The sequence below is a fragment of the Streptomyces sp. NPDC087901 genome, assembly GCF_044742205.1.
Taxonomy (GTDB): domain Bacteria; phylum Actinomycetota; class Actinomycetes; order Streptomycetales; family Streptomycetaceae; genus Streptomyces.
Genome location: NZ_JBIUUC010000014.1, coordinates 178,697 through 203,474 on the forward strand (window position 1 = coordinate 178,697; position 24,778 = coordinate 203,474).

Below are 24,778 nucleotides of genomic sequence, written 5' to 3' on the forward strand. Positions count from 1 at the left end.
GCAGGCAACCTTCCGTAGGTGCCGTCCGTCATGTACGGCATGAAAATCTCATTTCTTATACACAACGCATATGGGATTGGAGGGACGATCACCACGACGTTCAACTTGGCTGGAGCGCTGGCCGATCGGCACGATGTGGAGATCATCTCGGTGCTCCGGAGCCGGGAACGGCCGAACCTCACACCCGACCCGCGCGTGCGGCTGCGGCCCCTGGTGGATCTGCGGCACGAGAAGAACGACCCGCGGCATCTGACACCGGCGAAGGTCTTTCCCTCGTCCGAGTACCGCTACCGGGAGTACAGCGCGCTCACCGATGAGCGCATCAGCGAGGCGCTGGCCTCACTCGACGCCGACGTCGTCGTGGGTACCCGCCCCGGCCTCAATGTCCACCTGGCCCTCCAGGCCCCCGCGCGGACGGTGCGGGTCGGACAGGAACACCTCACGCTGGACAACCACCCGCCGCGGCTGCGCAACGTGCTGCGCCGGGTCTATCCGCGCCTGGACGCGATCACTCCCGTCACGGAGGCCGACGCCGCCGCCTACCGACGCAAGATGCGGCTACCCGGCGTGCGCGTGCAGGCGCTGCCCAACAGTGTCCCGACCCCCACCCTCCCGCCGGCGGACGGTCGCGAGCGTGTCGTGGTTGCCGCCGGACGGCTGGTGCCGGTGAAGCGGTTCGACCTGCTGATCGAGGCCTTCGCCGCGGTCGCCGCACAGTATCCCGACTGGAAGTTGCGCATTTATGGCAGAGGCGAGGAGCAGGAGCGGCTGCGTGGACTCATCGACCGGCTCGGGCTGTACAACAACGTGTTCCTGATGGGTGCGGTGACCCCGATGGAAGCGGAGTGGGTCAAGGGCTCGATCGGGGCGGCGACCTCCAGTTTCGAGCCCTTCGGCATGACCATCGTCGAGGCGATGCGCTGTGGGCTGCCTGTCGTGAGCACCGACTGTGCCTACGGCCCCGGCGAGATCATCGCCCCCGGTGAGGACGGCAGGCTCGTTCCCGTCGGAGACAGGGACGCACTGGCCGGCGCCCTGCTGGACCTCGTGGGCGACGACGAACTGCGCCGGCGCATGGGGCGCACCGCGTTGGAGAACTCCCGGCGTTACGCCCCCGCCCCTGTCGTGGCCCAGGCCGAGCGGCTGTTCGAGGAATTGCTGGCGGCCCGGAGCGCGGGCCGGCCTGCGCGCGGAACGGAACACGCCTTGGTGAGCAGCGGCTACGCGACCAGGGACACCATGCTCGTCGCGGCCAGCAGTGTCGTGAGGGCCGTACGGAAGGCGCGGCGATGAGTGGCAGCGACGGCGAGGGCGTGAACGGACCGGTGGAGAAGCCCCGCGGGGAGGTGACGGTGGAGGAGGAGGGGCGGTTGCTCGTGCGCGTACGGTTACCCCTGCCCGCCTCGGCACGTCCCCGGCTGCTGCTTCAGCTGCGCCCGAACAAGGGGAAGCCGGAGGAGACCGGCCGCTACGTCGAGCTGGAGCCCGCGGGACAGGACCAGTGGCGGGCCGTGGTGGAGGCGGAACCTGCTCTCGAGGAAGGCCGCTGGGACGCCTACGTCGTGGGCGCGCCGGGCGAGGAGCGCACACCGCTGTTGCCCGGCCTGCGTGATCTGCGCGCGCTGGTGTCCGGCGGGGGCGACGGCCGGTCCACGCCGGTGGCGGTCCGGATCCCGTACGCCACCAAGGACGGCCGGCTCGCCGTACGGGCCTGGTGGCGGGCCAGGCACGCGGAGGCCGGCCGGATCGTCCTCGCGGATGACTCGATGACCGTGACGGCGCGGCTGTTCGGCGCCCGGCTGGGTGAGGGCGCGGCGGTGTCGCTGAACCGACGGGGGCAGAACTCCACCGTACGGCAGATCGCACTCCGGGCCGAGGGGGGCCAGGACTTCTCGTTCACCGTCGACTACGGGGACCTCGTGGCGGAAGACGGAGGGCCGGGCGCCGGGGAGGCACCGGTGTTCTGGGATGTGTACGTCCGCGCGGCCACCGGCACCCCACGGATCCGGGTGGCCCGGCTGCTGGACGACATCGCGGACCGCAAGGCGGTCTTCGTCTACCCGGCCGCCGCACTCGACGGGGTAGCGGCGCGTCCGTACTACACGGTCGACAACGACCTCTCCGTGGAGGTCGCACCGCGGCGCGCACGGTGAACGTCGGTACGCGGCAGCTGTGTTGACTGATCGAGAGACAACCTCAGCGCCCGCGTGTTGTTGACGGACCGACAGGTGACTCCGACCTGCTGCGGGGTTGGGCCACCGACAGGTGGCTTCAGCCCGCCGCGAATTGAGCCGCCGCCCGTTTGCCGCCCCCGCTGCGCGCAGCGGGGGCGGCAAACGGGCGGCGATGGAGATCCGGCAGCCGGCTCGTCCTCACGGCCTTCGTCGTGGTCACGTGCATTCCTTGGTCGGAGCACACGATCAGTTGGAAGTGAAGACGCCAAGCCGCCCTCAACTCGGTACCGGGGCGGTCGCGTCGGCCCGATTCCTCCGAACGCTGCGCTCGGCACTTCCCGGGCAAAGTCGGTGAGTGCCGAACATTCACGCCGGAATCTCTCGGCAGCCGCCCACCGCGTGAGGCATGGACTCGCGGGTCGGAGTGCTTGGACTTTCCGACGCCGGTGCCTCGGCGCCCGAAGCCCCCACCTGCTTCTTCACTCGTTCATCCACCACCGCGCGGCAGCAGCCTCGATTGAGAGGTCTACACCTCTTGACGGTGCGAGGGTGCGCCGCAACCCTGTGGGCACCGCTCTTGGAACGCTCTGAGGGCTGTCTCCACCGATCGGCGAAGGCAGCTCCTGTCCCTATTCACGCCCATCCCCCCGGAGAGATCTGTGAATCAACGGAAACCGGCGCGTAGAGCAATTCTGGGCAGCTTCCTGCTCGTCCCTCTTCTCTCCATCACCGGTACTTCCCCCGCCGCTGCGGAGGTCAACACAGCGCCTCCCGGCGTGGTGCCCGCTCTGCAGCAGTGGACCGGTGGCACAGGCAGTCTCACCCTCACCTCGTCGAGCCGCATCGTCGTCCCCCGTGGTGCGCCGGCCGCTCTGCGGTCGCTGGCGGCCCAGGTTGCCGCCGAGGCTGCCGAACTGACCTCATTGCGGCTCACCACGGCCACGGGAACCCCTCGTGCGGGTGACATCTCCCTGCGCATCGATGCCTCCGCCGACTTCGGCTCCGCGAAAACCGAGCTGCGTCCCGAGGCGTACCGTCTCACCGTGACAAGCGGCTCCGTCGAGATCGTCGGAGGAGGCCGGAAAGGCGCCTACTACGGCACCCGAACTCTCCTGCAGTCGCTTCTCGGGTCCGCCAACCGCGACAGCATTCCGGTCGGCACCGCCGTGGACTATCCCGACTACGCCGTCCGCGGCTTCATGCTCGATGTCGGGCGACGGTACTTCACGCCCGAGTTCATCAAGTCCTACCTGCACTGGATGGGTTGGCTGAAGCTCAACACCTTCCAGCTGCACCTCAACGACAATGAGATCCAGGCTCCGGGCGGTGACTGGTCGCAGGCCGTCTCCGCGTTCCGTCTCAAGAGCAGCAACCCCGCCTTCGCGGGACTTGGTGCCGACCAGGGGTACACCCGGCAGGACTGGAATTCCTTCGAGGACACCGCCGCCGCCAACGGCGTCACGATCATCCCCGAGATCGATGCCCCTGCCCATGCGCGCGCCTTCGTCAAGTTCAAGCCCGAGATCGGACTCGACGGTGGCAATTCCGACCACCTGGACCTGAGCAATCCGGCCGCCACCGAGTTCATGAAGAGCGTCTACGCCGAGTTCGCGCCGTGGTTTCGCGGCCCGACGGTGCACATCGGCATCGATGAATACCCGACGTCGCTGGTCTCGCAGTACAAGACGTACGTCAACACCATCGCCCCCTACGTGCGGTCACTGGGCAAGAAGGTCAATGCCTGGGGAAGCTTCAGCGCAATGTCGGGCGGCGGCGCGGGCTACGACAAGAGCATGGTGATCAACAGCTGGAACAACGGCTGGTACTCGCCCAAGGCGGCTGTGGCTGACGGCTACAAGGTCATCAACTCCAACGATGGCCTGCTCTATGTGGTCCCGTTCGCGAACTACTACCACGGCCAGGGACTGGACGGCCAATACATCTTCAACAGCTGGGAACCGCACGTCTTCGGCGGAACCAGTGATCTCACGCCCCAGGACCCCATGCTCCTCGGCGCCATGCCTGCCGTGTGGAACGATCTTGTCCGCGCCACCTACACCGAACTCGAGGTCCACGGCCTGGTCGAGAAGAGCTTTGCCGCACTCGCCCAGAAGATGTGGTCCGGCACTCGCGCAGGAACCAATTACGCCGCGTTCCTGAATCGGGTGGGCACCGTTGGCCAGGGCCCGGGAACTGCGTACCTTCCCGACACGGTCGCCAAGCCCGAGCCGACACCCGGAGACCTTGCCTTCAACCGGGCCGCAACGGCCTCCTCCTCGGAGACGGCGAGCCTGGTGCCGTCGAACGCGGTGGATGGCACCCCCAGCACTCGCTGGGCGAGCCAGTACACCAACAGTGAGTGGCTGGGGGTCGACCTCGGCAGCCGTCAGCAGTTCTCGAAGGTCAACCTCGACTGGGAGTCGGCCTACGGCAAGGACTACGACATCCAGGCCTCCGACGACGGTACGACGTGGCGGACCGTGGCTCAGCGCCGCGGCCTGGCCAAGGCCGGCGCCGACACGCTCACGTTCCCTGCCACCACGGCTCGATATGTCCGCATGCAGGGCATCACCCGCGCCACCGGTTACGGCTACTCCCTCTACTCCTTCGAGGTCCTGCCCTGAGCACGCGTCTCAACGGAGAACGGGGGTCACCGCCGTTCGCGGTGGCCCTTGTTCTCTCGAGGCGGGCGGGCGGCCGTCCTCGGCGGCCGGTCGCTCCGACGCCGCCCGGAGGACCCCGACTGACAACCACGGGGGGATCAGGCGGCGCCCGGCGCGGCCGCCCCTGCGCTGGGGCTACGGGGCCCGGGTGCGCGGGGTGGCGGCCGGGCAGGCTAGTTTGCTCGGATGAGTCTCCTTGATGATGTGGCCGAGCGCGACGGCTGGCGATGCTGGGTGTGTGACGAAGCTGTCGACCCCGACGAGTCGGTGAACGACCCGCGGGGGCCCAGCGTCGACAGCCGGACTGCCGACCGGAAGGCCAAGGTCGCCGAGCGGCTCGCACACCGCGGATGCAACACCCGCAAGGGCGCGGTCAAGGTGGCCATCGCCTGGCCGGACCACCTGTACGTGGTCGAACCCGCGCCGCTGATCACCGTTGCCGGGAGGCTGGAGCGCAAGGGGGGCCGCGAGATGGTGGGGCGTTGTCCGACCAGGCGGGACGCCCAAGAGGCGGCGGACTGGCTGGTGGACCGGTTCTCCCGACTGGTACCCGGGCTTCCGGTGACCGCCGACATCGAGCCGGGCGGCGGTCAGTTCCTCGTCATCCTGGCCACCGGCCGCCGCTGACCAGGGATCACCGGCGCACACCCGCTTCGAGCCGAACCGTCGGCCCGAACTCAGCTGACGTCCCGGCCATGCCGAGGCTTCGGAGCGCCGGGTGGTACGAAGCACGCGGTGACGGTCTTGCCCGACGCCTGTGGATGCGTGGTCCAACCGTCGGCGAGCGCGTCGACGATGGCCAGTCCGCGTCCCCCGGTCGTCGTAAGGTCTTCGGGCTGCTTGGAGGGGGGCAGGGGATCGGAGTCGTGCACACTCACGTGCAGGCAGTGGCCGTCCCAGGTGAGAACCAGCTGGGCGTCGCTGTGCGCATGCACGTGCGCGTTGGTCATCAGCTCGGAGACACTGAGCAGTATCGCGTCCACTGTCTCGGCGGCGGCCTTGGTCCACTCCAGGGACGCCAGATGCTCCCGCGTCCACCGACGGCCGGCCCGCACACCTTGCGACACCGGAAACGACTGCGCCCACCCCATCGCACGCAACGACGTGTCCTTCGCCATCGACCCTCCCTCACTCCGCTCTCCTCCCCCTCCTACCCCCTGCTTCGAGGCACACGCGGCAGCCCCGGCACACAGCCCGGCCGGCGTCCCGAAGCCGGAGCGGAAAGGGGTCCGTCCCTGGGAGCGCTCGAACGGACGGCGAGATCCACGTGCCACCCCGGCCCGCCGGCCTCAGCCCGCATTCCGATGGGCCGCGTACGGCAGCCAGCTCGCGTAACCGCCCTGGTGGATACCGTGCAGCTCGATCCCGTGGAAGCACGCGCCGAGGGCTTGTCCGGCGGATCATGTCGGGCGGCCCACCGGCGCTGCGGTGCTGTATCGACCCGCCGGACAAGGATCTGGGTGAAGCAGGTGGTGCCCGTCGATAAATACCTCGACAGCGGGCGCGACGGTTGGGGATGCTTCGCACGATGACCAGAATCAATGACACACCGCCTGCGTGGGACGAGCGCACCCAGCTCACCACGTTTCTCGACTACGCACGTAACACAGCCCGCGCCAAATGCGAGGGCCTCTCCGCGGAGAACGCACGCAAGGCGCTCCTGCCGGGCTCACCGCTGATGACCATGAGCGGAGTGATCAACCACCTCCGCTGGGTCGAGTACTACTGGTTCCAGGTGGTCTTCCTCGGCGAGAAGGACCTGGCCCCCATGACGGATGAGGAGCCCGACCGCGAGATGCGTATCGCCGTCGACTTCCCGCTCACGCAGTTGCTCGACGAGTACGCCCAGCAGAGCGCCCGCTACCGCGAACTGGCCGCCGGGAACGACCTGGACAAGCAGGCCGAGGGGACCATCCGCAACGGCCTCCACGTCGACCTGCGCTGGATCCTCCTCCACCTCACCGAGGAGACAGCACGCCACAACGGCCACCTGGACATCCTGCGCGAGATGCTCGACGGCAGGACCGGCGAGTAGGGCCTGTCCGGCGGATCGTGGCGATGGCTGCGTGTGCCCGTGAGTTACAGCATCTTCCTGGTCCGGTTCCTGCGACGGAGAGGTAGTCGCCCTGGACACTGGACGGCTCCGACAGGCGAGGGAGCTGTAGGTGGCGGGCGGTCGGCCCGCTGCACGAAGTGTGTCCGTACCCTGGCACCTTCCCGACGGAAGGAAACACGACACGTGGAGCTGCGCAGCATTCTGGCCGGCCTCGACCGTTGGTTGGCAGAGCATGCTCCGGGCGACTACCGGCAGCTGATGCCGCCAGCGGATCCGGCGCGGGTTGCCGCCCTGGCAGCGGGGGCCTTCCGGGTTCACGAGGACGTGCTGGTCCGGTTGTCCACGCATGACGGCTCGCAGCGTGATCCGGTGCCGGCCGCAGGTGCCTTCGTCCCCTCGGACTTTCCGCTTCTGGGGGTGTCCGGCATGACGCATGGTCTGGCGGACATGGTGGAGGACGTCGAGCGGGCCGTGGCCGACGGCGAGGAGGAGTTCATCGTCGGCCTTGAGGCGCACATGCTGTGGTTACCGGTCGCGAGGAACCACACCGGCGGCGAACTCGTTGTTGATCACCGGCCTGGCGGTGACCACGGGGCGGTCCTGGAGGTGGACCCGTCCACCGGTGTGAACGGAGTGAAGCGGTGGGACAGCATGTCCCACATGTTCGCCTCGGTTCTGGGAGCCCTCCAAAGCGCATCCGTACTCGTGACCGGCAGCGGAGTGAAGACTGCGCCCCGCATCGAAGAACCCGGCGATGCCCTGCCCCACGTTGTCTAGGACCTCTACTACGGCTAAGGGCTGTCCCGTGGGACGTATCCGACGGGACGACGGACTCGCCGAGGGGTTGGACCGTTCCGCCTTGTACGGGGCGTGGTGATCTTTCCGATGCCGAGTGGGCCCAGCTGGAACCGCACCTGCCGACGAACGTCGGGCGAGGCGGGCGTCCGGAACGAACCGAGTGCGGCAGGCCCGGCGGCTCATCGGTCATGCACGTGCGGAGTGACGGGGCATCAGGAGTGGCCGCAGCCGCCGATATCGCGAAGTTCCACGCTCCAATCGGCTCCACCGCGACCAGGATCAGCTCGTCGCGGAGGGTTCCGTGATGTCGAGATCACGCGTGGCGGCCCAGGACGCGAGGAGGCGTAGTCCCTCTTCGGAGGGGGAGCCGGGTTCGGCGGTGTAGATGGTGAGTGTCAGGCCGGGTTCGGCGGCCATCTCCAGTCCTTCGTAGGCGAGGGTCAGTTCGCCGACGGCATGGTGGTGGAAGCGTTTGGTGCCGGTGCCGTGGTGGCGGACGTTGTGGGCGCCCCAGCGGGTTCGGAAGTCGTCGCTTCGGGTGGAGAGCTCGCCGACGAGGTCGTGCAGGCCCTTGTCGTGCGGGTTGCGGCCGGCTTCGGTGCGCAGGATCGACACGGCGACATCGGCAGCCTGCTCCCAGTCGGGGTAGAAGCGCCGGGACGCGGGGTCCAGGAAGTTGAACCGGGCCAGGTTGGCCTGGTTGTGGGTCGCGGCGTAGACGTCGTCGTAGAACGCGCGGCCGAGCTGGTTGGTGGCGAGCAGGTCCATGCGGCCGTTGCGCACGAAGGCCGGACCGGCGGTCACCGCGTCCAGGACCCATTGCAGGCTGCGGTGCGCCTTCCACTGGGGGGTACGCCGCCGGGGGCGGGTCAGGGCGTCGGAGCCGTCCGCCGCGTGGGCGAGGTTCAGCAGGTGGGCGCGTTCGGCGTCGTCGAGCTTCAGGGCGCGGGCCAGGGCCTCCAAGACGGGCGGGGAGGCGCCGGCCAGGTTGCCGCGCTCCAGTTTCGCGTAGTACTCCACACTCATGTCCGCCAGTGCGGCGACTTCGCTCCTGCGCAGGCCGGGCACCCGGCGCCTGCTGCCGGAGGGCAGTCCCGCCTGCTCGGGGGTGATCTTGGCTCGCCGCGAGGTCAGGAACTCGCGGACCTCTGCTTGGTTGTCCACGCCTTCGACGGTACGTCCCGTACGCGGCCACAGCGATGTACTGGCAGTACACCCCTTGACCGTGACTGGCTCCGTGCGCCGAGAGCGGGTTACCTGGATGAGGTGGTGCTTGTCGCCTGGCCTGGCGACAAGCACCAGGCCCTTCACCTGGCGACGACCACTCCCCCGGTACGTCGCCTCGGCTCGCAAAGGAATCCCACTCATGCGTGGCGCAATGATCTATGCCCCCGGCGACATCCGCTTCGAGGCGCTGGACGACCCCAGGATCCTCCATCCGACCGACGCGGTCATCCGCACCGCCGTGACCTGCGTGTGCGGCTCGGACCTGTGGCCCTACCGCGGTCTGGAGCCGATGGACGAGCCGCACACGATGGGCCACGAGTACGTCGGCTTCGTCGAGGAGGTCGGTTCCGAGGTCACCTCGGTCAAGCCGGGCCAGTTCGTGATCGGCTCGTTCGCCACCTCGGACAACACCTGCGCGAACTGTCGGAACGGCTTCCAGTCGAGCTGTCTGCACCGCGAATTCATGTCCACCTGCCAGGCCGACTACGTGCGCATCCCCCATGCTCAGGGCACCCTGGTCGCCACCGACCAAGTGCCGGGCGAGGAGCTGTGGCCGAGCCTGCTGGCCGTCTCCGATGTCATGGGCACCGGCTGGTGGGCCGCGGAAGCCGCCGAGGTGAAGCCCGGCTCGACCACCGTGGTGGTCGGTGACGGCGCGGTCGGCCTGTGTGCGGTGATCGCTGCCAAGGAGATGGGCGCGGAGCGCATCATCGCCATGTCCCGCCACGCCTCCCGGCAGAAGCTGGCCCGCGAGTTCGGCGCCACCGACATCGTCGCCGAGCGTGGCGACGAAGGCATCGAGCGCATCAAGGAGCTGACCGGCGGGATCGGCGCCGACAGCGTGCTGGAGTGCGTCGGCACCGCGCAGGCCATGCAGCAGGCCCTGCGCTCCGCCCGCCCCGGCGGCAACGTCGGCTTCGTCGGCGTCCCCCACGACGTCGCCGTCGACGGCCAGGAGCTGTTCTTCTCCCACGTCGGACTGCGCGGCGGCCCCGCCCCCGTACGCCGCTACCTGCCCGACCTCATCAGCCTCGTCCAGTCGGGCCGAATCGACCCGGGCAAGGTCTTCGACCTCACCCTGCCGCTCAACGAGGTCGCCGAGGGCTACCGGGCGATGGACGAGCGCCGTGCCATCAAGGCGCTCCTGAAGCCCTGACCAGGGGAAATCACCCATCCGAGCAGCGTTCCCGAGCTCTGACCGACCCCATTCCGATCATTGGGAGGAACCCTTCATGACGACCTTCGCCCTTGTCGGCGCCGGTCCCGGCCTCGGCCTGGCCTGCGCCCGCCGCTTCGGCGCCGCCGGCCACGCCGTCGCCCTCCTCTCGCGCAACGCCGAACACCTCGGCCCTCTCGTGGCCGAGCTGAACCGAGACGGTATCCAGGCCCGCGGCTACACCGCCGACGTCCTGGACCCCGATTCCCTCGTCACCGCCCTGCGACGGGCCGGGGACGAGCTGGGGTCGGTGGAGATCCTGCAGTTCAGCCCGGTGCCCCGCGCCGACTTCATGAAGCCGGTCCTCGACACCAGTCCGGCCGACCTCGATGATCCGCTCGCCTTCTCCATCAAGGGCCCGCTGACCTGCGTGAACGCGGTCCTACCCGGGATGCGGGCGCTGGGGCGCGGCACGCTGCTGCTCGTCAACGGCGGCAGCGCTGTCCGCCCGCACCCCGACCGCGCGGGTACCTCGATCGCGTTCGCCGGTGAGAGCGCCTACGCGGCGATGCTGCACGACGCGCTCGCGAGCGAGAACATCCACGCCGCCCAGCTCATCGTGCCCGGAGCCATCAGCCCGGACTCCGAACACTCCAGCCCGAGCGCGCTGGCCGAGCGGCTGTACAGCCTGCACACCGATCGGGACGGCTTTCGGCACTACGCCGAACCGATGCCCGACTGAACCAGGAGACCTCTGTCATGCCCCGCACCGACCTGCCCTGCGTACCTGTGCTCGGGCGGTCCTGATGGCGGCACTGAAGCTGCTCGCAATGAACGACAGCACCACCGCGCGGGACTTTGCCGCACTGCTGCCGCTCACCCCGATCGCCGACCGGCGCCACTCCTCCTGAACCTGCCTCCTCACCCCAACGGCCCCCACCTGACAAGGACAAAGACCATGGAGCACATCACCTCGACCCCGACGGCCAAGGCGCCGGCCGAGCGGTTCACCGGCGACGTCTACCTCAACATGATCGAGGCCCCTGCCTCACCCGCCCACCTCGCCAGCGCCCTGGTCCGCTTCACGCCCGGCGCCCGCACCAACTGGCACAGCCATGCCAACGGCCAGACCCTCTACATCACCGACGGGGTCGGCCTGGTCGGTACCCGCGACGGCAACGTCGTGCGTGTCAGCGCCGGACAGATCGTCAAGTGCCCGCCCGGTGAGGAGCACTGGCACGGCGGCACCGACACCACGCTCATGGCGCACATCGCCATGGTCGTGGGCGACGCCGACGGCGACGGCACCACATGGCTCGAGCCAGTCACCGACGAGCAGTACGCCCACGCCCTCAGCAGCCAGGGCGGGAGCTGACCCGCCCTCACGCGGCGGGCTTGCGCGCACAGACCGGTCGCCGGTCACCTGATGCGTGAGGTGGGCCTTCACGTCGGTCAGGAACCGGTCCCTGGTCATGGCCGCCGCGCCGTCGGCGTACAGCACACCCCCACCCAGCCTGCAGGCGGCCTACCGGGCCGAGCCCGGCGTGGCCCGCTTCCACTCGAAGCTGAAGGACCATTTGGCACCGGCCCTGACCGCAGCCCTCCCAAGGGCTGTCCCGCAATGGCTCTGCCTGCTGGCACACGTGCCGCGCCGCTCTGTACTGTGCGGGTCCGCACCTGTCAGGGTTGCGGAAAATGCAGGATCGCTGAGGAGACGGGGTGGGCGCATAGAGCGCATCGGTGGATTGTTGATGGGCTGCGGGCCTTCGGTGTTGGAAGCGCTCAGGACTGCCGGGTGGAGAGCGGGACGACGGATCGGCACTGAGACCTGGACACAACAACTCGTGGCGGCGGAGTTCGAGCTCAACGACGTGGCGAAGGCGGTTTGGGCAGAGTTCGGCGAACTGACGATCGAGAGCTCTCCTGCTCGTGTCCCTTCCTCGTCACTGCGCCTGGATCCCGTTGACGCCTGTGTTGATGCGTCTGCCGAGGCTCAGAGGCTGAGGCTCCGATATGGGGAGAGCTACAGCCCTCTGGGCATGTGGTCAATCCAGTACAGGTCATACGTGGCGGCCAGCGGGCGTGTCATCGCCGTGGGACCGGGCGTCCTGTGGCAGCTGGGCACCAGCTTCGCAGAGGCACTGATTTACGTGGTGGATGGCGATGGCGGTGCCGATCGTACCGAGCGGGCAGCATGGCTGTGACTCCTGCGCATACCGCCTCAGGAACGCTCCCACCAGGTGAGATGATCTTGCGGTGTCTGGTGTGATCACGGCGTCGGAGCCGTCTTGGATAGCCCCGTTCACCGGGCTGAGCCCGCGTGTCTTCGGCAAGCTGGCGACGGCCCTGCGCCGCGAACGCGTGGATCCGGTCCGCAATGGGCGCCCGTGGTCTCTTCCGCTGGGGTCGACGGTCACCGCAGCTGGGACGCGGACATCACCGTGCGCTGGAACGTGAAGGACGGGGAGCCCTTCACTCTCCGGCTGCACAACGATGTGCTCACCCACGTCGTCGGCGGTCGGCATGCCTAAGGGCTGGATCGCCGCGCCGCCGGACGCGTTTGCCTCGAACGGCCAGGTCACGTCCCGGATCAGCCCGCGCCTGATCGACCTGTTCTCCGCGCTGGCCACCGGCACCGTGGGCGCCTTCGCTCCGGTACGCATACACCTCCAGGCCGGCGCGAGCGCCCTGGTGCTCGACTGCATGGGTTACGGGGCGCGGCGCCGCCGGGTCTGCGCGCGGCGGGGCTCACCCTGCCGATCCTGACGCCGGGTGCCGTGGTGGGAACTTCCCAAGCACTCTCGACCCGCTGCTGGTCCGAGGCGGCGGACCAGGGCGCTTGAAAGTCCCCGCCTGCCCCGCGGTGTCCGGTAGGCCCTAGCGGCCCGGGTCGGCCAATCGATGCCGACATTCTGCTCGCGGACGGCCACCACCGTGCCCTGGAGTGCCTACGTCTTCCACGGCACCGTCACCGCCGCGGCGGTCCGCTCATGGCTCCGCCCGTGATCCGTCGGATGGAACTCAGGGGCGCATGACGATCTTTCCCACATGCCCCCTGCGGGAGAGTTCTTCCTGCGCCTGAGCGGCCTGGTCCAGCGAGAAGGTCGCCGCGATGACGGGCTGGACCTCTGCCCGACGAGCCAGGTCCATGAGGAGATCGAAATGCGTGGGCGTGTGCATCGCGGAACCGATCACCTGGGCGTTGTGCAGGTAGAGACGGCGCACATCAAAGGTCACGCCGTATCCACCGAGTGCGCCGGCGATGACCCACCGGCCCCCTTCGCGCAGCAGCGGAAGCCCCTCACTCACCAGCTCGCCGGCCACGACGTCGAGTGCGACGTCGATGCCCTCCGGGGCCGCGGCGCGAATCTGCTCGGCGAGGTCGCCTGCACGGTCGATGACTTCGTGCGCGCCCGCTTCGCGAACCGCGTCGATCTTGGGTCCACTGCTGATGGCGATCACCCTTGCGCCGCGCGCTCGGGCGATCTGCACCAGCGCGATGCCGACGCCGCCGGACGCTCCCGAGACCAGGGCGGTTTCTCCCTTCTGCAGCCTGCCTCGCTCGATCATGCCCAGCGCCGTGCCGTAGGCGGTCGGCAACGTCGCGAGCTGGTCGTCGGTGAGCGGAGATTCGGTCACGTCGTGCACACGCTTCACCGGCGCTGTCGCGTACTCGGCGTACCCGCCGTCGCGTTCGCTGCCCATCAGGCCCACCGGGTTGGCATCCGGCCCTTCGGCGTCGTAGATCGCGGGGTCGACGACCACTCGGCGTCCGACGAGACTCCCGTCCACGCCGGTCCCGACTGCCATGACCCGGCCGGCCACGTCTGCGCCCTGGATGCGCGGGAAGTCGATCGGGCCCCGCCAGCCCGACAGCGCCTTCGGGTCGTCCGGGCGGCCGTAGGCGCCCTCCCGGGTCCACAGGTCGGTGTTGTTCAGCGCCACCGCGGCGACCTGGACCAGCATCTCCCCTGCCTGAAGGGCAGGGACGGCAACCTTCGTCAGCTCAAGGACCTCCGGTCCTCCGTGCCTGGTGATGCGCACCGCTCGCATGAAATCGGACACACCCATCGTCTGAACCTCCTCGCAGGTATACTGATCTGTAAACCTCCCCCACCGTACACCGATCAGTGAAGGGAGCCGTCGTGCAGGAAGTGCGGCCTCTGACGCCGGCCGGCCGTCGCATCGTGGCGGCCGCCGACGAGTTGTTCTACAACCGCGGCATCACAGCGGTCGGCGTGGACCTGATCGCTGAGCACTCAGGGGTAACCAAGCGAACCCTGTACAACCAGTTCGGTTCGAAAGACCACCTCGTGGCGACCTATCTCACGGAACGCGACCAGCGCTGGCGGTCGCTTGTCCGTGCCGCCGTCGACGCCGGCGACACTCCCGCCAAGGCCGTCACCGCCCCCTTCGAGGCACTGCGGACATGGAGCGAGACCAACACCCGCGGGTGCGCCTTCATCAACGCGCTGGCCGAACTCCCGGACCCCTCACATCCCGCATACCGCATCGCCGCGAACCAGAAGCTCTGGCTGCTGAACCTGTTCAAGGAACTAGCCGCCGTGGCGGGCTGCTCGCGCCCGGCCACCCTCGCCACCCAACTCCTCGTGCTCCACGAGGGCGCTCTCGCCACCCAGCCCCTCTCGCTCGACAGCCTTCCGGAGAGCACTGACCTGGCACGAGTCCTGGTTCAAGCCAGTACATCGCCCCGCCAGTAGCGCGTTACGACAGGTCCGGCAGCCGGAGTTCCTGTAGCGGGTACTCCGGCTGCCCGTCCTGCTTGGCGGCCTTCGCCGGTCACCTTCAGGCATCGCGGCCCTGAGCAGTTCCGCAGAGCGGATGCTGCGGATGCTCCGCGAGACGGCCAGCGGCACCTGTGCGCCGGTCGCGAGGTCCTGTGGGGCAGCCGGCAGCACCCAGCCGGTGGTCAGGTCTGAGTCCCTCCTGGTTGCGCTCGACGAGTGCCGCCAGTTTCACACCAGCCTGCGCATCAGCCCGGGTCGTCCCCTTGCCGCGACCAACTGCCGTCGGCATAGGGATTACTGAAGCTGCTGCGCTCCATGGATGCGCAGAACTGACGGATCGGGTGTGAGGCGGAGGCCGTGTCTCCACCCCACACGGCGTGGCAATCCTGTTATGGGCGCGTTCGATGTTCGTGCTGCCCGCGTGTTCCTGTGCGGTGTTCTCGCTGACGACTTCAAAGTTTTCGGTGAACCTCTCTGTCCCGCCCTTTACTCCCTGGCGGTGTGCGTCCGTGGGGTGAAGGGGCGCACGAGCGGCACCTCGGTGATCGCCACGCCCCAAGCAGCTCTCGATTCGGGGAGTAGCGCCCCTCACCTGCGGAGAAGGAAACGGGAAACAGCATCGATCACCTTGTCCGTCCGGCTGGGTCTGCCGCACGCTTACCTGCGAACGCCTTCGCCTGGACGGATCGGTTCTGGAGGTTCCCATGCCACAGCCGTCCACCGGGTTCGGCGAGGAGCTGAGGAAGCGTCGTCTGGACGCAGGACTCAGCCTCACCGCATTGTCTGGAGCCGTGCACTACAGCAAGGCGCAGCTGAGCAAGGTCGAACGAGGCCTCAAGGCGCCCAGCCGCGATCTCGTCCGACTGTGCGACGCAGTCCTCCAGGCCGACGGAGCACTTGTCGCCCTGGACACCAGACCTGTTGCCGACACACCGCTTGTGCAGACTCCCGACGAGATTGATGAGGAGGAGTGGACCATGCAGTTGTCACCCGACGGCCCGAGCTGGTTCCAGCCATTAGGACGGCGACAGGTCGTGGGGGCCGGCGCCGCCTCGTTGATGAGATTGAGCACGGGCAGCCCGGGGCCGGTCTCCCAGGCTTCAGGTGCGGGCATGCTGGAGGCATCCCGCTCTCTGTTCACGCACTACCGGCGTCTGGGTCAGAACGTTGAGCCCGGACTTCTGCTGCCCGGCCTGATCGCCCAGACCCACACGCTGCGGGAACTGTCCGTGCATGCCGATGACAGCACCCGCCGGGATCTCCTGGCGCTCGGCTCCCGCTATGCCGAATATGTGGGCTGGCTGATGCAGGAAACAGGGGACGAGCGTGCGGCGTTGTGGTGGACACGGCGCGCGGTCGATCTGGCGGCTGCCGGCGGCGACCGCGCGCTGGGTGGCTACGCATTGGTCCGCAGGGCGCTGATCACGTTGTACCAGGATGACGCGGCGCAGACCGTCGCCCTGGCACAGCGGGCCCAGTGCGGCACGCTGCCACCGCGGATTCGCGGACTGGCGGCGCAACGCGAGGCCCAAGGACACGCCCTGGCAGGCGATCGTGACGCCTGTTTGCGCGCTCTGGAGCGGGCGCGCACGCTCCTTGCCCACCAGGACGGCGGCGCCGGCACCCCGGTGATCGGCAGCATGCACCTGCCCGACTCGGTCGGCATGGTCACCGGCTGGTGCCTGGTCGACCTCGGGCGCCCGCGGGAGGCCGCAGAGGAACTCGACCGGCAGCTCGCCCTGGTCTCCCGCGACGCGGTCCGCACCCAGGTGCGGTACGGGGTACGGCGGGCGTTGGCCTACGCATCGGGCGGCGAAATCGATCACGCCTGTGCGGTGACGGAGCGGCTTCTCGACGGCGTCGCCGCAGTCCGGTCCGCGACGGTCACGATCGATCTTCGGCGCCTCGCCCGCCTCTTGGCTCGGCGTCCCACGCACGCTGCCGTACGCCGACTTGCTCCGCGCCTCGGCACCTTGACGCGCCCGCCCACATCCTGAGGAGAGGATCAGCGATGACCGACGTATTCATCAACTATCGGACAGGGGACGGCGAGAAGACCGCCGCCCTGATCGATCAGGAGCTTTCGCGTCGCTTCGGCAGCGCCCGGATTTTCCGCGCATCAAAGTCCATCGCTCCCGGCCAGGCATACCCCGATGAACTGCTGAGCGGCCTGCGTCGCAGCGCTGTGCTGCTGGCTGTCATCGGCCCGGACTGGACGAACTTCCAGGCCCGGCTGCGCGATCCCGAGGACTGGGTTCGCAAGGAGATCACGGAGGCGTTCGCCTGTGAGCTTCCCGTCGTCCCCGTACTGGACGGCCGAAAGACGGACCGGCTGACCAAGGCCGACCTGCCGGACGAACTGGCCTGGCTCGCGGAGATCCAGTCCATCCCCTTCAGCACACAGGACACAGAGACAGGCCTCAAACGCCTCGGCGACGTGGTGGCCGACATGGTCCCGGGTTTGCGTGACTTGGACCGGGACATCGCCTCTCCGTTCGCACCCGATTCGGTGACAAACTCGATCGGGGATGTGAGCGGAGCGGCCGTACAGAGCCATGACTTCACCGGCGATGTCGGCAGTATCGTCGTCAAAGGGTCCACCGGGCCCGTCCACACGGGTCAGGGCGACATCTACCAGAACTCCCGCAATGAGTCGGGCGGTCGGCACTTCTCGGGTAACGGCATGACGTACTTCGAGGGCGACCACCACGGTGACATCCGGCACCGGTTCGGTGAACCCGGCGCGCACGAGGACGACGACCGGTGAGCGTACGCAGTGGCAGTACGCGGGTCACGGGCACCAACGGGCCCCTGCACAACGGCACCGGGGACATGTACGTCACCATCGGCGCCGACCGGCCGGGCTCGGGCAGAATTTCATTCCGGCGTGTCGCCGACGACCAGCTCGCGTGGCTGCGGCGCGTGCTAGTCGCTCCGCCGGGTATGGGGAGCGCCCGCTTCGAACTGGCCAGCACCGGCACCGTGATCCTGGACGGGGCACCTGGCAGCGGCCGGACCTCGGCGGCCCGCGTACTCCTGCGCGAACATCACAAGGACGTCGGCGCCTTCCGGGAACTCTTGCCGGGCGAGGAAGGCGAGCTGCCCCTCGCTGACCCGGAGCTGATCGGATTCGGAGACCGGCTGCTGCTGGATCTGTCGGCTGCCGGCGCTGTCCAATGGGCCGCCGCCCGGGCCGACCTCTCCACCCTCCGCAAGGGCGTACACGAACAGCACGCACATCTCGTGGTCGTCATGCCTCATGGAGGTGGTCTCGACTCCGACCTCCAGCGGTACAGAGTCGAGATTCAGCAGCCATGCCGTGAGCGGGTCCTGCGGCGGCACCTTCGCCTGCACGGGGTGCCGAGCGAGCAGTACCTCTGCCCCGATCCCACCGTCGCGGATGTGGTGCGGGAGCAGAGGCCGCTGCGGGAAATCGCGGACTTCGCCGACCTGGTACGGCGGGCGCGCGAGGCCGCCGCATTGGGCGAAGGGTTCGCGCAATGGTGCACGACTGCCCAACGAGCGCGGGCCGACCGGCGGGAAGAGGTCGCCGCCCTCGTTGCCAGGTTGGGCGACAGTTCTCAGAGAGCGCTGCTGATCACCGTCGCCATGCTCCATGGCGCTCACGCCGACGTCATCCACCGCACTTCTCAACTCCTGCTGGACACGGTCGGTTCGCCGCCCGACGAGCTCCCACTGCTCCAACGTAAGGATCTTTCCCAACGCCTGGTGGAGACCGGCGCCGGTGCGGGACCGGACGGTCACGTGCGGTTCAGGGAGTTGGACCACGACTCAGCCGTCCGCGCCCACTTCTGGGACCACATGCCCGACCTTCGCCAGCACCTGGGCATGTGGACCGCGCGCAGCGTAGACCTGAGCGACGCCCACATCACCCAGGAACTCCGCGACGGCGTCGTGGCGAAGCTGGCCGGTGAGTATCTGCGGACCGGTCGCGCGGAAGGGCTGGCATCGCTGGCCGAAGCCTGGGGCACGACGGCCACGAGCAGGGCCGGGCTGGAGGCCGCCGTCCAGGCACTCACCTGCGGTCTCGGTGACCCCTTGCACGCACGGAGCTTCCGCGGCTGGATCTACCAGTGGTGCATCGGCAAACAGCTGAAGGAGCAGTACGCACAGGTCCTGGTCCGTGTCTGTGCCGACGTCATCGCAGCCAGCCATCCCGACCAAGCCATGCTCCGGCTGTACTACCTGGCTCGCTGCGAGCACAGCACCTCCGGCGCGTTGCAAGCGCTGAGTGACCTGGTGGAGACCAGCCACCGACTGAGGCGTAGATTGCTCCACCGGCTGGCACGCTCCGAATTCTCGCAGGCCGACCTCGACATCTTCCTGCAGGCGGGCGTCGCCGAGGCGCTGACCCGCCCGTACGACAGCGGGCACGCGCTGGTGGAAGAGAAGAGCGTGCAGGCTTCCGTGACCACCTGCTGGCAGGCCGTATTGATGGGGTTGCCTCGGCCGGCATGGCAGCCGTACGCGGAACGCTGGATGCACACGGCGGCTGATGCCGGGCAGGGTGGCCTCCTGCTCGAACTCCTCGTCGCGGCCGCCGACCGGTGCGAGAGCCGGCGCGGTGCAGCCTTCGCGTCGCTGTACTCCACCGCCCGCGACGCCGAGCACACCGCGCCCGGCGGCTCCTCGTGCGCCGCGTCCACCACCGATCTGCTGCTCCAGAAGATCTGCTCGGCTCAGCGCCGGAGCCGGCCGACCACACCGCCGCGCGCGGCATCACCCAGGGGGACCGAACGGTGACAACCGGATGCAAAACGACAACCGTCTTCCTCACCATCCTGTGCGGTCTGGTACTGATCATCCTCGGCCTGACGGAGCGGTGGCCCTCGTGGGCATGGCCGGCACTGGCGGTGCTCCTCATAGCGGCCCCGGCCCTGGCCCTCAAGATCGCCGGGCACCGCCGCGGCTCCGTACCGGTGGCCTTCGAGGAGCACATCACGGCCGCTCCCATCGAGCGCACGGATCACCAGGTCACCCGCGTGGCACTTCCCAGTCGATGGGCCGATTACGACTTCTTGATCTCCGCAACCGTTCGCTGGTACTCCCTCGACGCGTCGCGTCCCGGCCGGGTACTCAACCCGGCGGGCCTCGCAGCCGAAGCCGTACTGGACCGCGCCCGAGCGATCACCGAGCAGCGGGAGCCCAGCCGGGTCTCACTCGTCCAGCACGAGCTGAGCGGCGCCCTCAGCTCGCTGCTTCCTGACAGCACGGGACAGCTCCAGGCCATGGCGGAGAATGTGCGGCTCACCCTGGACGAGCACGACCAGGAACGCCTGGACAGCCTTGCCGGGGTACGCAAGGACCAGGCTGTCTGGGAGCACCAGCGGAAGTACGAGCAGAGCAAGCGCAAGTACCTGGGCGAAGACGTACTCAAGGACACCGGCAGCGCCGTGGTCTGGTGGCTCGCCAAGAATGACGAACAGGTGGAGAGGACTGTGGAAGACCTCGGCCTGCTCGCCCGGCTCACCTCCGCGGCCAACGACACCGACGTACCCGAACGGCTGCGGGACCTCATCCCTCAGCCGCGTGAGGAGCAGGACGGGCAGGTGCCCTTGGACGGACAGGAAGCCCCATCCGGCCGAACACCGACGGCCGCGGACCACCTCGCGGACGCGCTGAACGCTCTGGGATTCGAGGACGCCGACACCCAAAAGAGGCTGCTGGCCAAGCAGTTCGCCGACGCCATCAGGGACCAGGACCAGCACGAGACGGCTGACGATCTGGTGAGCCGGTTCGACCCGCCGGCGGCCTTCACCCCAGTCGACGGAGAGCCGCCGGACAGCATCGGCGGCGCAACCCGACCGCCGTCCGGGATCTGAACCCCTAGAAGAGGAAGCAATGGAAGCCGAGTTCTCCGCTCTCGCCGGCTCGGGAGCGACCACGTTGCTCTCACTCATCGTCACCGACTCCTGGACGCAGGCGCGTGCACTCGTAGGACGGCTCTTCTCCCGTGCCGGTGCAGGCGGCACCACGATCGCCGAACTGGACGCCGCACGGACCAGACTGCTTGCCGCCGACGTCGGCGACGCGCAAGCCACCCGCGAGATCACGGACCGATGGCACAACCAGCTGTACAGGCTTCTACAGACGGCCTCTGTCACCAGCGACGAACTGCATGAGGTGCTGGCCTGTCTCCAGCAGATGGTCAGCACGTCCGCGGCCCGTCCGGTACCCGTTCACAACAACATCAACGGCGGAGTTCAGCAGGGCCCGGTGATCCAGTCAGGCCGGATCACCGGGCTCACTTTCCATGTCCATGGCACCGGTTTTCCTGTGCAGGACTGAGATATGCGCGAACCGATCTCACTGACCGGAGGGCAGTCGTGCGCATCACTTCAATTGGTGCGGCCGGACTTCCCCTCTACAGTCCCCCCGTAGCCACTCACTGACCGAGAAAGCTCAGCCGCACCTGACGGTTGGCGTTATCGACGTTCGCGTCCATCAACTACGCAAAAGACAACCCCGCCCCTACTGTCCAGCGCAAGCGCTCCGCGCGAGTGAGGACCGGCTTCGCCATGCTGAAGCGCCGCCTGATCACCCAGGCGCGGCATAACCCTCCGGCCCGCACTACTCTCCGGGCGAAGCCGCTCATGGCCGAGGAGCCGATAGCTCCATCCGGATTCCGTCCCCAGGTCACACAGTCGGTTCGGCATCGGCCGAGATGAGCTGATGCCGCGCAGCTGACGGCTACCCCGATGTGACGGTGGCCCGGCCTCCGTGGTCGGAACGGTGCGAGGCGTGCGGATGGCCGGTGGACCGCAATGGGTCCGCGATTCCGGTGGTCGTCCCGTAGTGGGCCCTGGAGCGGGCGTACGCCTCCGGGTCCGCGCCCAATGCGTCGAGCCCCAGCAACACCGCTCCCAGCACGGGCCGTTCGGCGACCACCCGCACCTCGGCCTGCGGAGCCCTCTGCGCCATCAAGGTGCGGATGCGGACGTCCAACTGTGCGTGGCGGGCCGCCAGGACGCTGCCGCCCAGGAGTACCGGCACCTTCTCCGTGAGCAGGCCGAGGCGGGTAAGGGCGACGGTGGACATCGCCACGACCTCGTCCGCCATCCGGTCCACCACGGCACGCGCGACCCGGTCCCCGCCCGCGGCCGTCGCGAAGAGCACCGGCGTCAGCTCGTGCCTGCGGTGCGGTGCGAGGTGCGCAAGGTGCAGGGCTTCGATCAGCGCGTACATGGACGGGAGCCCGAAGTGCGCGGGCAGCGTCCGCATCAGCGCGGTGGGCTCGCCGCGGCCGTCCTCGGCACGTGCGGCGAACCACAACGCCTCCTCGGCCAGGCCGCTGCCCCCGCCCCAGTCCCCGGAGAGACGGCCGATGGCTGGAAAGCGCGCGGTCCGGCCGTCGGGCAGCATGCCCGCGCAGTTGATCCCGGCGCCGCACACCACGGCCACACCTCGCGGCTCGGCATCCTCCGTCAGGCCGGCACGCAGCACCGCGAAGGTGTCGTTGCGTACATCGACGCTCCGGGCCCAGCCCCGGCGCCGGATCGCCTCCGCCAACTGCGCCTCCTCGACGGGGAGATCGGCGTTGGCGAGGCACGCGGAGACATGCCCTACGCCGGCGGCGCCCGCCGCCGCGAGTGCCTGCTCGACCGCTTCGGCGAGAACGTCCACTGCCCGCTCGACGCCCACCCGGGGCGGCTGGAAGCCACCGCCCCGGGCCGCACCGAGGACTGTGCCGTCAACGGCCACGCAAGCGACGTCCGTCTTGCTGTTCCCCGCGTCGATGGCGAGGAGGGAAGCGGTCAGGCCCACGCGAGGTGCTCCCGGTTGTGCGCGATCAGCTTGTCGGTGAGCGCCTCGGCGTACTCGAACTGGCCGATCAGGGGGTGCGCGAGCAGCGCCTTGAACACTCGGTCGCGGCCACCGCGCAGCGCGGCCTCCAGCGCCAGGTCCTCGTACGCCGTCACGTTGGCGATCAGACCGGCGTACAGGGGGTCGAGCTCCGGCACGGGCAGCGGGGTGGCCCCCTTCGCGTCGATCGCGGCCTGGACCTCGATGACCGCGTCGTCGGGGAGGAAAGGCAGGGTGCCGTTGTTGGCGGTGTTGACGACCTGGATGGGTGAGCCGCCGGAGCCGAGCAGGCTCGAGGCGAGGTCGACGGCTGCCTCGGAGTAGAAGGCCCCGCCGCGCTTGGCGAGCAGGGCGGGCTTCTCGTCCAGCGCCGGGTCCCCGTACATGGCGAGGAGTTCCTTCTCCATCTCGGCGACCTGGGCCGCCCGCGAGGGCTTGGTGCCGAGCTCCCGCACGACCTCGTCGTGCGCGTAGAAGTAGCGCAGGTAGTACGAGGGAACCACGCCGAGCCGGTCGACGACCGCCCGCGGCATGTGCAGGTCGCCGGCGAGGGCGTCGCCGTGCTGGGCGATCAGCCGCGGCAGGACGTTCTCGCCCTCGGGGCCGCCGAGACGCACCCCGAGCTCCCAGCTGAGGTGGTTCAGCCCGACGTGGTCGAGGTGCACCTCACCGGGGGTCACATCGAGCAGCCGCGCGAACTTGCGCTGGAAGCCGATCGCGACGTTGCACAGGCCGACGGCCTTGTGGCCGGCCTGGAGCAGGGCGCGGGTGACGATGCCGACCGGGTTGGTGAAGTCGATGATCCAGGCGTTCGGGTTGGTGCGCCGGACGCGCTCGGCAATGTCGAGCACGACCGGGACGGTGCGCAGGGCCTTGGCGAGGCCGCCGGCCCCGGTGGTCTCCTGGCCGATGCAGCCGCACTCCAGCGGCCACGTCTCGTCCTGGTTGCGGGCGGCCTGGCCGCCCACGCGCAGCTGGAGCAGGACCGCGTCGGCGTCGGCGACGCCCGCGTCGATGTCCGAGGTGGTGACGATCTTCCCCGGGTGGCCCTGCTTGGCGAAGATCCGCCGGGCCAGGCCGCCGACGAGTTCGAGCCGGTCGGCCGCCGGGTCAACGAGCACGAGCTCCTCGACCGGCAGGGTGTCCCGCAGCCGTGCGAAACCGTCGATCAGTTCAGGTGTGTAGGTGGACCCGCCACCCACTACTGCGAGCTTCATCAATCAGCCCTTTACTCCGGTGAGTGTGACGCCTTCGACGAAGGCCTTCTGTGCGAAGAAGAAAACGATGACGACCGGCACCATGACGAGCAGCGTCGCGGCCATGGTCAGGTTCCAGTTGACGGCATGGGCGCTCTTGAACGACTCCAGTCCGTAACTCAGCGTCCAGGAAGCGGGGTTCTGGGCCGCGTAGATCTGCGGTCCGAAGTAGTCGTTCCAGCAGTAGAAGAACTGGAACAGCGCGATGGCGGCGATCCCCGGCTTGGCCATCGGGACGATGATCGTCAGCAGCGTGCGAAGCTCCCCGCAGCCATCGACGCGGGCCGACTCGATGTACTCCTTGGGGATCGTCAGCAGGAACTGCCGCAGCAGGAAGATCGAGTAGGCGTCGCCGAACGCCATCGGAATGATCAGCGGCCACAACGTGCCCGAGAGGTGGAACTGTTGGGCCCACACCAGGTACATGGGAATCACGATGACCTGGGGCGGGAGCATCATCGTGGAGATGACGAGGATCATGAGACCTCGCCGGCCGCGGAAACGGAACTTGGCGAGCGCGTAGGCGACCGGGACGGCCGAACAGACGGTGAAGAGCGTGCCGAGCCCGGCGTACATCAGCGAGTTCTTCCACCAGGTGAGGAAGCCCTCCGTACGAAAGACGGCCGTGTAGTTCTCCCAGTGCCAGGAGTCGGGCCACAGGTCGCCGCTCATGGCCTGCGCATCGCTCATCACGGACGTCAGGAACACGAAGACGAACGGCAGGACGAACAGCAGCGCGACGGCCAGGGCCACACTGTGGACGGCGATCCAGTTCAGCACGCGTTTGCGGCGGGCGCGCGCGGCCGCGGGGCCCTGCGCGCGTGAGGTGGACGGGGCCCTGGTGCCGGGCGGGGCTTCGATGGTCGTAGTGGTCAC

Annotated in this window: 24 protein-coding genes and 1 pseudogene; 19 read left to right on the forward strand and 6 right to left on the reverse strand. The window is 68.6% G+C overall.

All coding sequences use genetic code 11. From position 1 onward, the window contains the following. The first annotated feature begins 39 nt into the window (after positions 1-39). From ACIOEW_RS32950 to ACIOEW_RS32965, 4 genes are all read left to right on the forward strand, one after another. A complete protein-coding gene (locus tag ACIOEW_RS32950) occupies positions 40-1,293 on the forward strand; it encodes a glycosyltransferase family 4 protein (RefSeq protein WP_401968492.1) in 1,254 nt (417 codons plus the stop codon). Further along, complete coding sequence (locus tag ACIOEW_RS32955) at positions 1,290-2,153, forward strand: hypothetical protein (RefSeq protein ID WP_401968373.1); 864 nt, start codon at positions 1,290-1,292, stop codon at positions 2,151-2,153. The genes ACIOEW_RS32950 and ACIOEW_RS32955 overlap by 4 nt, the downstream gene beginning before the upstream one ends. A gap of 797 nt (positions 2,154-2,950) precedes the next feature. Continuing rightward, complete coding sequence (locus tag ACIOEW_RS32960; RefSeq protein WP_401968376.1) at positions 2,951-4,798, forward strand: family 20 glycosylhydrolase; 1,848 nt, start codon at positions 2,951-2,953, stop codon at positions 4,796-4,798. A 225-nt stretch (positions 4,799-5,023) separates the two neighbouring features. Next, positions 5,024-5,464 (forward strand): hypothetical protein, encoded by a 441-nt coding sequence (locus ACIOEW_RS32965; protein WP_362553483.1) that lies wholly within the window; start codon positions 5,024-5,026, stop codon positions 5,462-5,464. A 50-nt stretch (positions 5,465-5,514) separates the two neighbouring features. Here ACIOEW_RS32965 and ACIOEW_RS32970 read toward each other — a convergent pair whose 3' ends face one another. Continuing rightward, complete coding sequence (locus ACIOEW_RS32970; protein ID WP_401968378.1) at positions 5,515-5,955, reverse strand: ATP-binding protein; 441 nt, start codon at positions 5,953-5,955, stop codon at positions 5,515-5,517. Between the two features lie 410 nt (positions 5,956-6,365). Between ACIOEW_RS32970 and ACIOEW_RS32975 the strand changes: the two genes are divergently transcribed. Both ACIOEW_RS32975 and ACIOEW_RS32980 read left to right on the forward strand, forming a co-directional pair. Continuing rightward, positions 6,366-6,872 carry a DinB family protein gene (locus tag ACIOEW_RS32975; RefSeq protein WP_401968381.1) on the forward strand — a complete coding sequence of 169 codons (507 nt, stop codon included), beginning with the start codon at positions 6,366-6,368 and terminating at the stop codon, positions 6,870-6,872. A gap of 204 nt (positions 6,873-7,076) precedes the next feature. Beyond that, the gene (locus tag ACIOEW_RS32980) at positions 7,077-7,670 is read left to right on the forward strand and encodes a hypothetical protein (RefSeq protein ID WP_401968384.1); all 594 of its coding nucleotides are present in this window, start codon (positions 7,077-7,079) and stop codon (positions 7,668-7,670) included. 300 nt (positions 7,671-7,970) lie between these two features. Here ACIOEW_RS32980 and ACIOEW_RS32985 read toward each other — a convergent pair whose 3' ends face one another. After that, a complete protein-coding gene (locus ACIOEW_RS32985) occupies positions 7,971-8,855 on the reverse strand; it encodes a helix-turn-helix transcriptional regulator (protein WP_401968387.1) in 885 nt (294 codons plus the stop codon). 202 nt (positions 8,856-9,057) lie between these two features. Between ACIOEW_RS32985 and ACIOEW_RS32990 the strand changes: the two genes are divergently transcribed. From ACIOEW_RS32990 to ACIOEW_RS33020, 7 genes and pseudogenes are all read left to right on the forward strand, one after another. Then, entirely contained in the window at positions 9,058-10,074 is a 1,017-nt protein-coding gene (locus ACIOEW_RS32990; protein ID WP_401968389.1) for a zinc-dependent alcohol dehydrogenase family protein, read from the forward strand. A 76-nt stretch (positions 10,075-10,150) separates the two neighbouring features. Further along, positions 10,151-10,816 carry an SDR family NAD(P)-dependent oxidoreductase gene (locus tag ACIOEW_RS32995; RefSeq protein WP_362553465.1) on the forward strand — a complete coding sequence of 222 codons (666 nt, stop codon included), beginning with the start codon at positions 10,151-10,153 and terminating at the stop codon, positions 10,814-10,816. 216 nt (positions 10,817-11,032) lie between these two features. Continuing rightward, complete coding sequence (locus tag ACIOEW_RS33000; protein ID WP_401968392.1) at positions 11,033-11,449, forward strand: cupin domain-containing protein; 417 nt, start codon at positions 11,033-11,035, stop codon at positions 11,447-11,449. Positions 11,450-11,825: 376 nt separating this feature from the next. Continuing rightward, a complete protein-coding gene (locus tag ACIOEW_RS33005; protein WP_401968495.1) occupies positions 11,826-12,278 on the forward strand; it encodes an SUKH-3 domain-containing protein in 453 nt (150 codons plus the stop codon). 52 nt (positions 12,279-12,330) lie between these two features. After that, positions 12,331-12,477: pseudogene (locus ACIOEW_RS33010) on the forward strand (IS5/IS1182 family transposase); the annotation flags it as partial. A 50-nt stretch (positions 12,478-12,527) separates the two neighbouring features. Further along, a complete protein-coding gene (locus ACIOEW_RS33015) occupies positions 12,528-12,605 on the forward strand; it encodes a hypothetical protein (protein WP_401968497.1) in 78 nt (25 codons plus the stop codon). Then, on the forward strand, positions 12,598-12,840 hold the full coding sequence (locus tag ACIOEW_RS33020) for a hypothetical protein (protein WP_401968395.1): 243 nt from the start codon (positions 12,598-12,600) through the stop codon (positions 12,838-12,840). Before ACIOEW_RS33015 ends, ACIOEW_RS33020 begins: the two co-directional genes overlap by 8 nt. Before the next feature lie 255 nt (positions 12,841-13,095). Here ACIOEW_RS33020 and ACIOEW_RS33025 read toward each other — a convergent pair whose 3' ends face one another. After that, complete coding sequence (locus tag ACIOEW_RS33025; protein WP_401968398.1) at positions 13,096-14,145, reverse strand: zinc-binding dehydrogenase; 1,050 nt, start codon at positions 14,143-14,145, stop codon at positions 13,096-13,098. 74 nt (positions 14,146-14,219) lie between these two features. Here ACIOEW_RS33025 and ACIOEW_RS33030 point away from each other — a divergent pair, with 74 nt between their 5' ends. The 6 genes from ACIOEW_RS33030 (at position 14,220) to ACIOEW_RS33055 (ending at position 21,131) form a co-directional block, all read left to right on the forward strand. After that, positions 14,220-14,795 carry a TetR/AcrR family transcriptional regulator gene (locus ACIOEW_RS33030; RefSeq protein WP_401968401.1) on the forward strand — a complete coding sequence of 192 codons (576 nt, stop codon included), beginning with the start codon at positions 14,220-14,222 and terminating at the stop codon, positions 14,793-14,795. 731 nt (positions 14,796-15,526) lie between these two features. After that, on the forward strand, positions 15,527-16,819 hold the full coding sequence (locus ACIOEW_RS33035; protein ID WP_401968403.1) for a helix-turn-helix domain-containing protein: 1,293 nt from the start codon (positions 15,527-15,529) through the stop codon (positions 16,817-16,819). 14 nt (positions 16,820-16,833) lie between these two features. After that, positions 16,834-17,589: a toll/interleukin-1 receptor domain-containing protein gene (locus tag ACIOEW_RS33040; RefSeq protein ID WP_401968406.1), complete on the forward strand. Its 756-nt coding sequence runs from the start codon at positions 16,834-16,836 to the stop codon at positions 17,587-17,589. Further along, positions 17,586-19,586 (forward strand): hypothetical protein, encoded by a 2,001-nt coding sequence (locus tag ACIOEW_RS33045; protein ID WP_401968409.1) that lies wholly within the window; start codon positions 17,586-17,588, stop codon positions 19,584-19,586. Before ACIOEW_RS33040 ends, ACIOEW_RS33045 begins: the two co-directional genes overlap by 4 nt. Beyond that, complete coding sequence (locus ACIOEW_RS33050) at positions 19,583-20,665, forward strand: hypothetical protein (RefSeq protein ID WP_401968411.1); 1,083 nt, start codon at positions 19,583-19,585, stop codon at positions 20,663-20,665. Before ACIOEW_RS33045 ends, ACIOEW_RS33050 begins: the two co-directional genes overlap by 4 nt. Before the next feature lie 19 nt (positions 20,666-20,684). Continuing rightward, positions 20,685-21,131: a hypothetical protein gene (locus ACIOEW_RS33055; protein ID WP_401968414.1), complete on the forward strand. Its 447-nt coding sequence runs from the start codon at positions 20,685-20,687 to the stop codon at positions 21,129-21,131. A gap of 402 nt (positions 21,132-21,533) precedes the next feature. Here the strand turns inward: ACIOEW_RS33055 and ACIOEW_RS33060 are convergent, their stop codons facing one another. The 3 genes from ACIOEW_RS33060 to ACIOEW_RS33070 are packed head-to-tail and all read right to left on the reverse strand — an operon-like array spanning position 21,534 to position 24,778. Then, entirely contained in the window at positions 21,534-22,607 is a 1,074-nt protein-coding gene (locus ACIOEW_RS33060) for an N-acetylglucosamine kinase (RefSeq protein ID WP_401968417.1), read from the reverse strand. Beyond that, on the reverse strand, positions 22,598-23,863 hold the full coding sequence (locus ACIOEW_RS33065; RefSeq protein ID WP_401968418.1) for a 6-phospho-beta-glucosidase: 1,266 nt from the start codon (positions 23,861-23,863) through the stop codon (positions 22,598-22,600). Before ACIOEW_RS33065 ends, ACIOEW_RS33060 begins: the two co-directional genes overlap by 10 nt. Positions 23,864-23,866: 3 nt before the next feature. Next, positions 23,867-24,778, reverse strand: coding sequence for a carbohydrate ABC transporter permease (locus ACIOEW_RS33070; protein ID WP_362557693.1), 912 nt, complete (start codon positions 24,776-24,778; stop codon positions 23,867-23,869).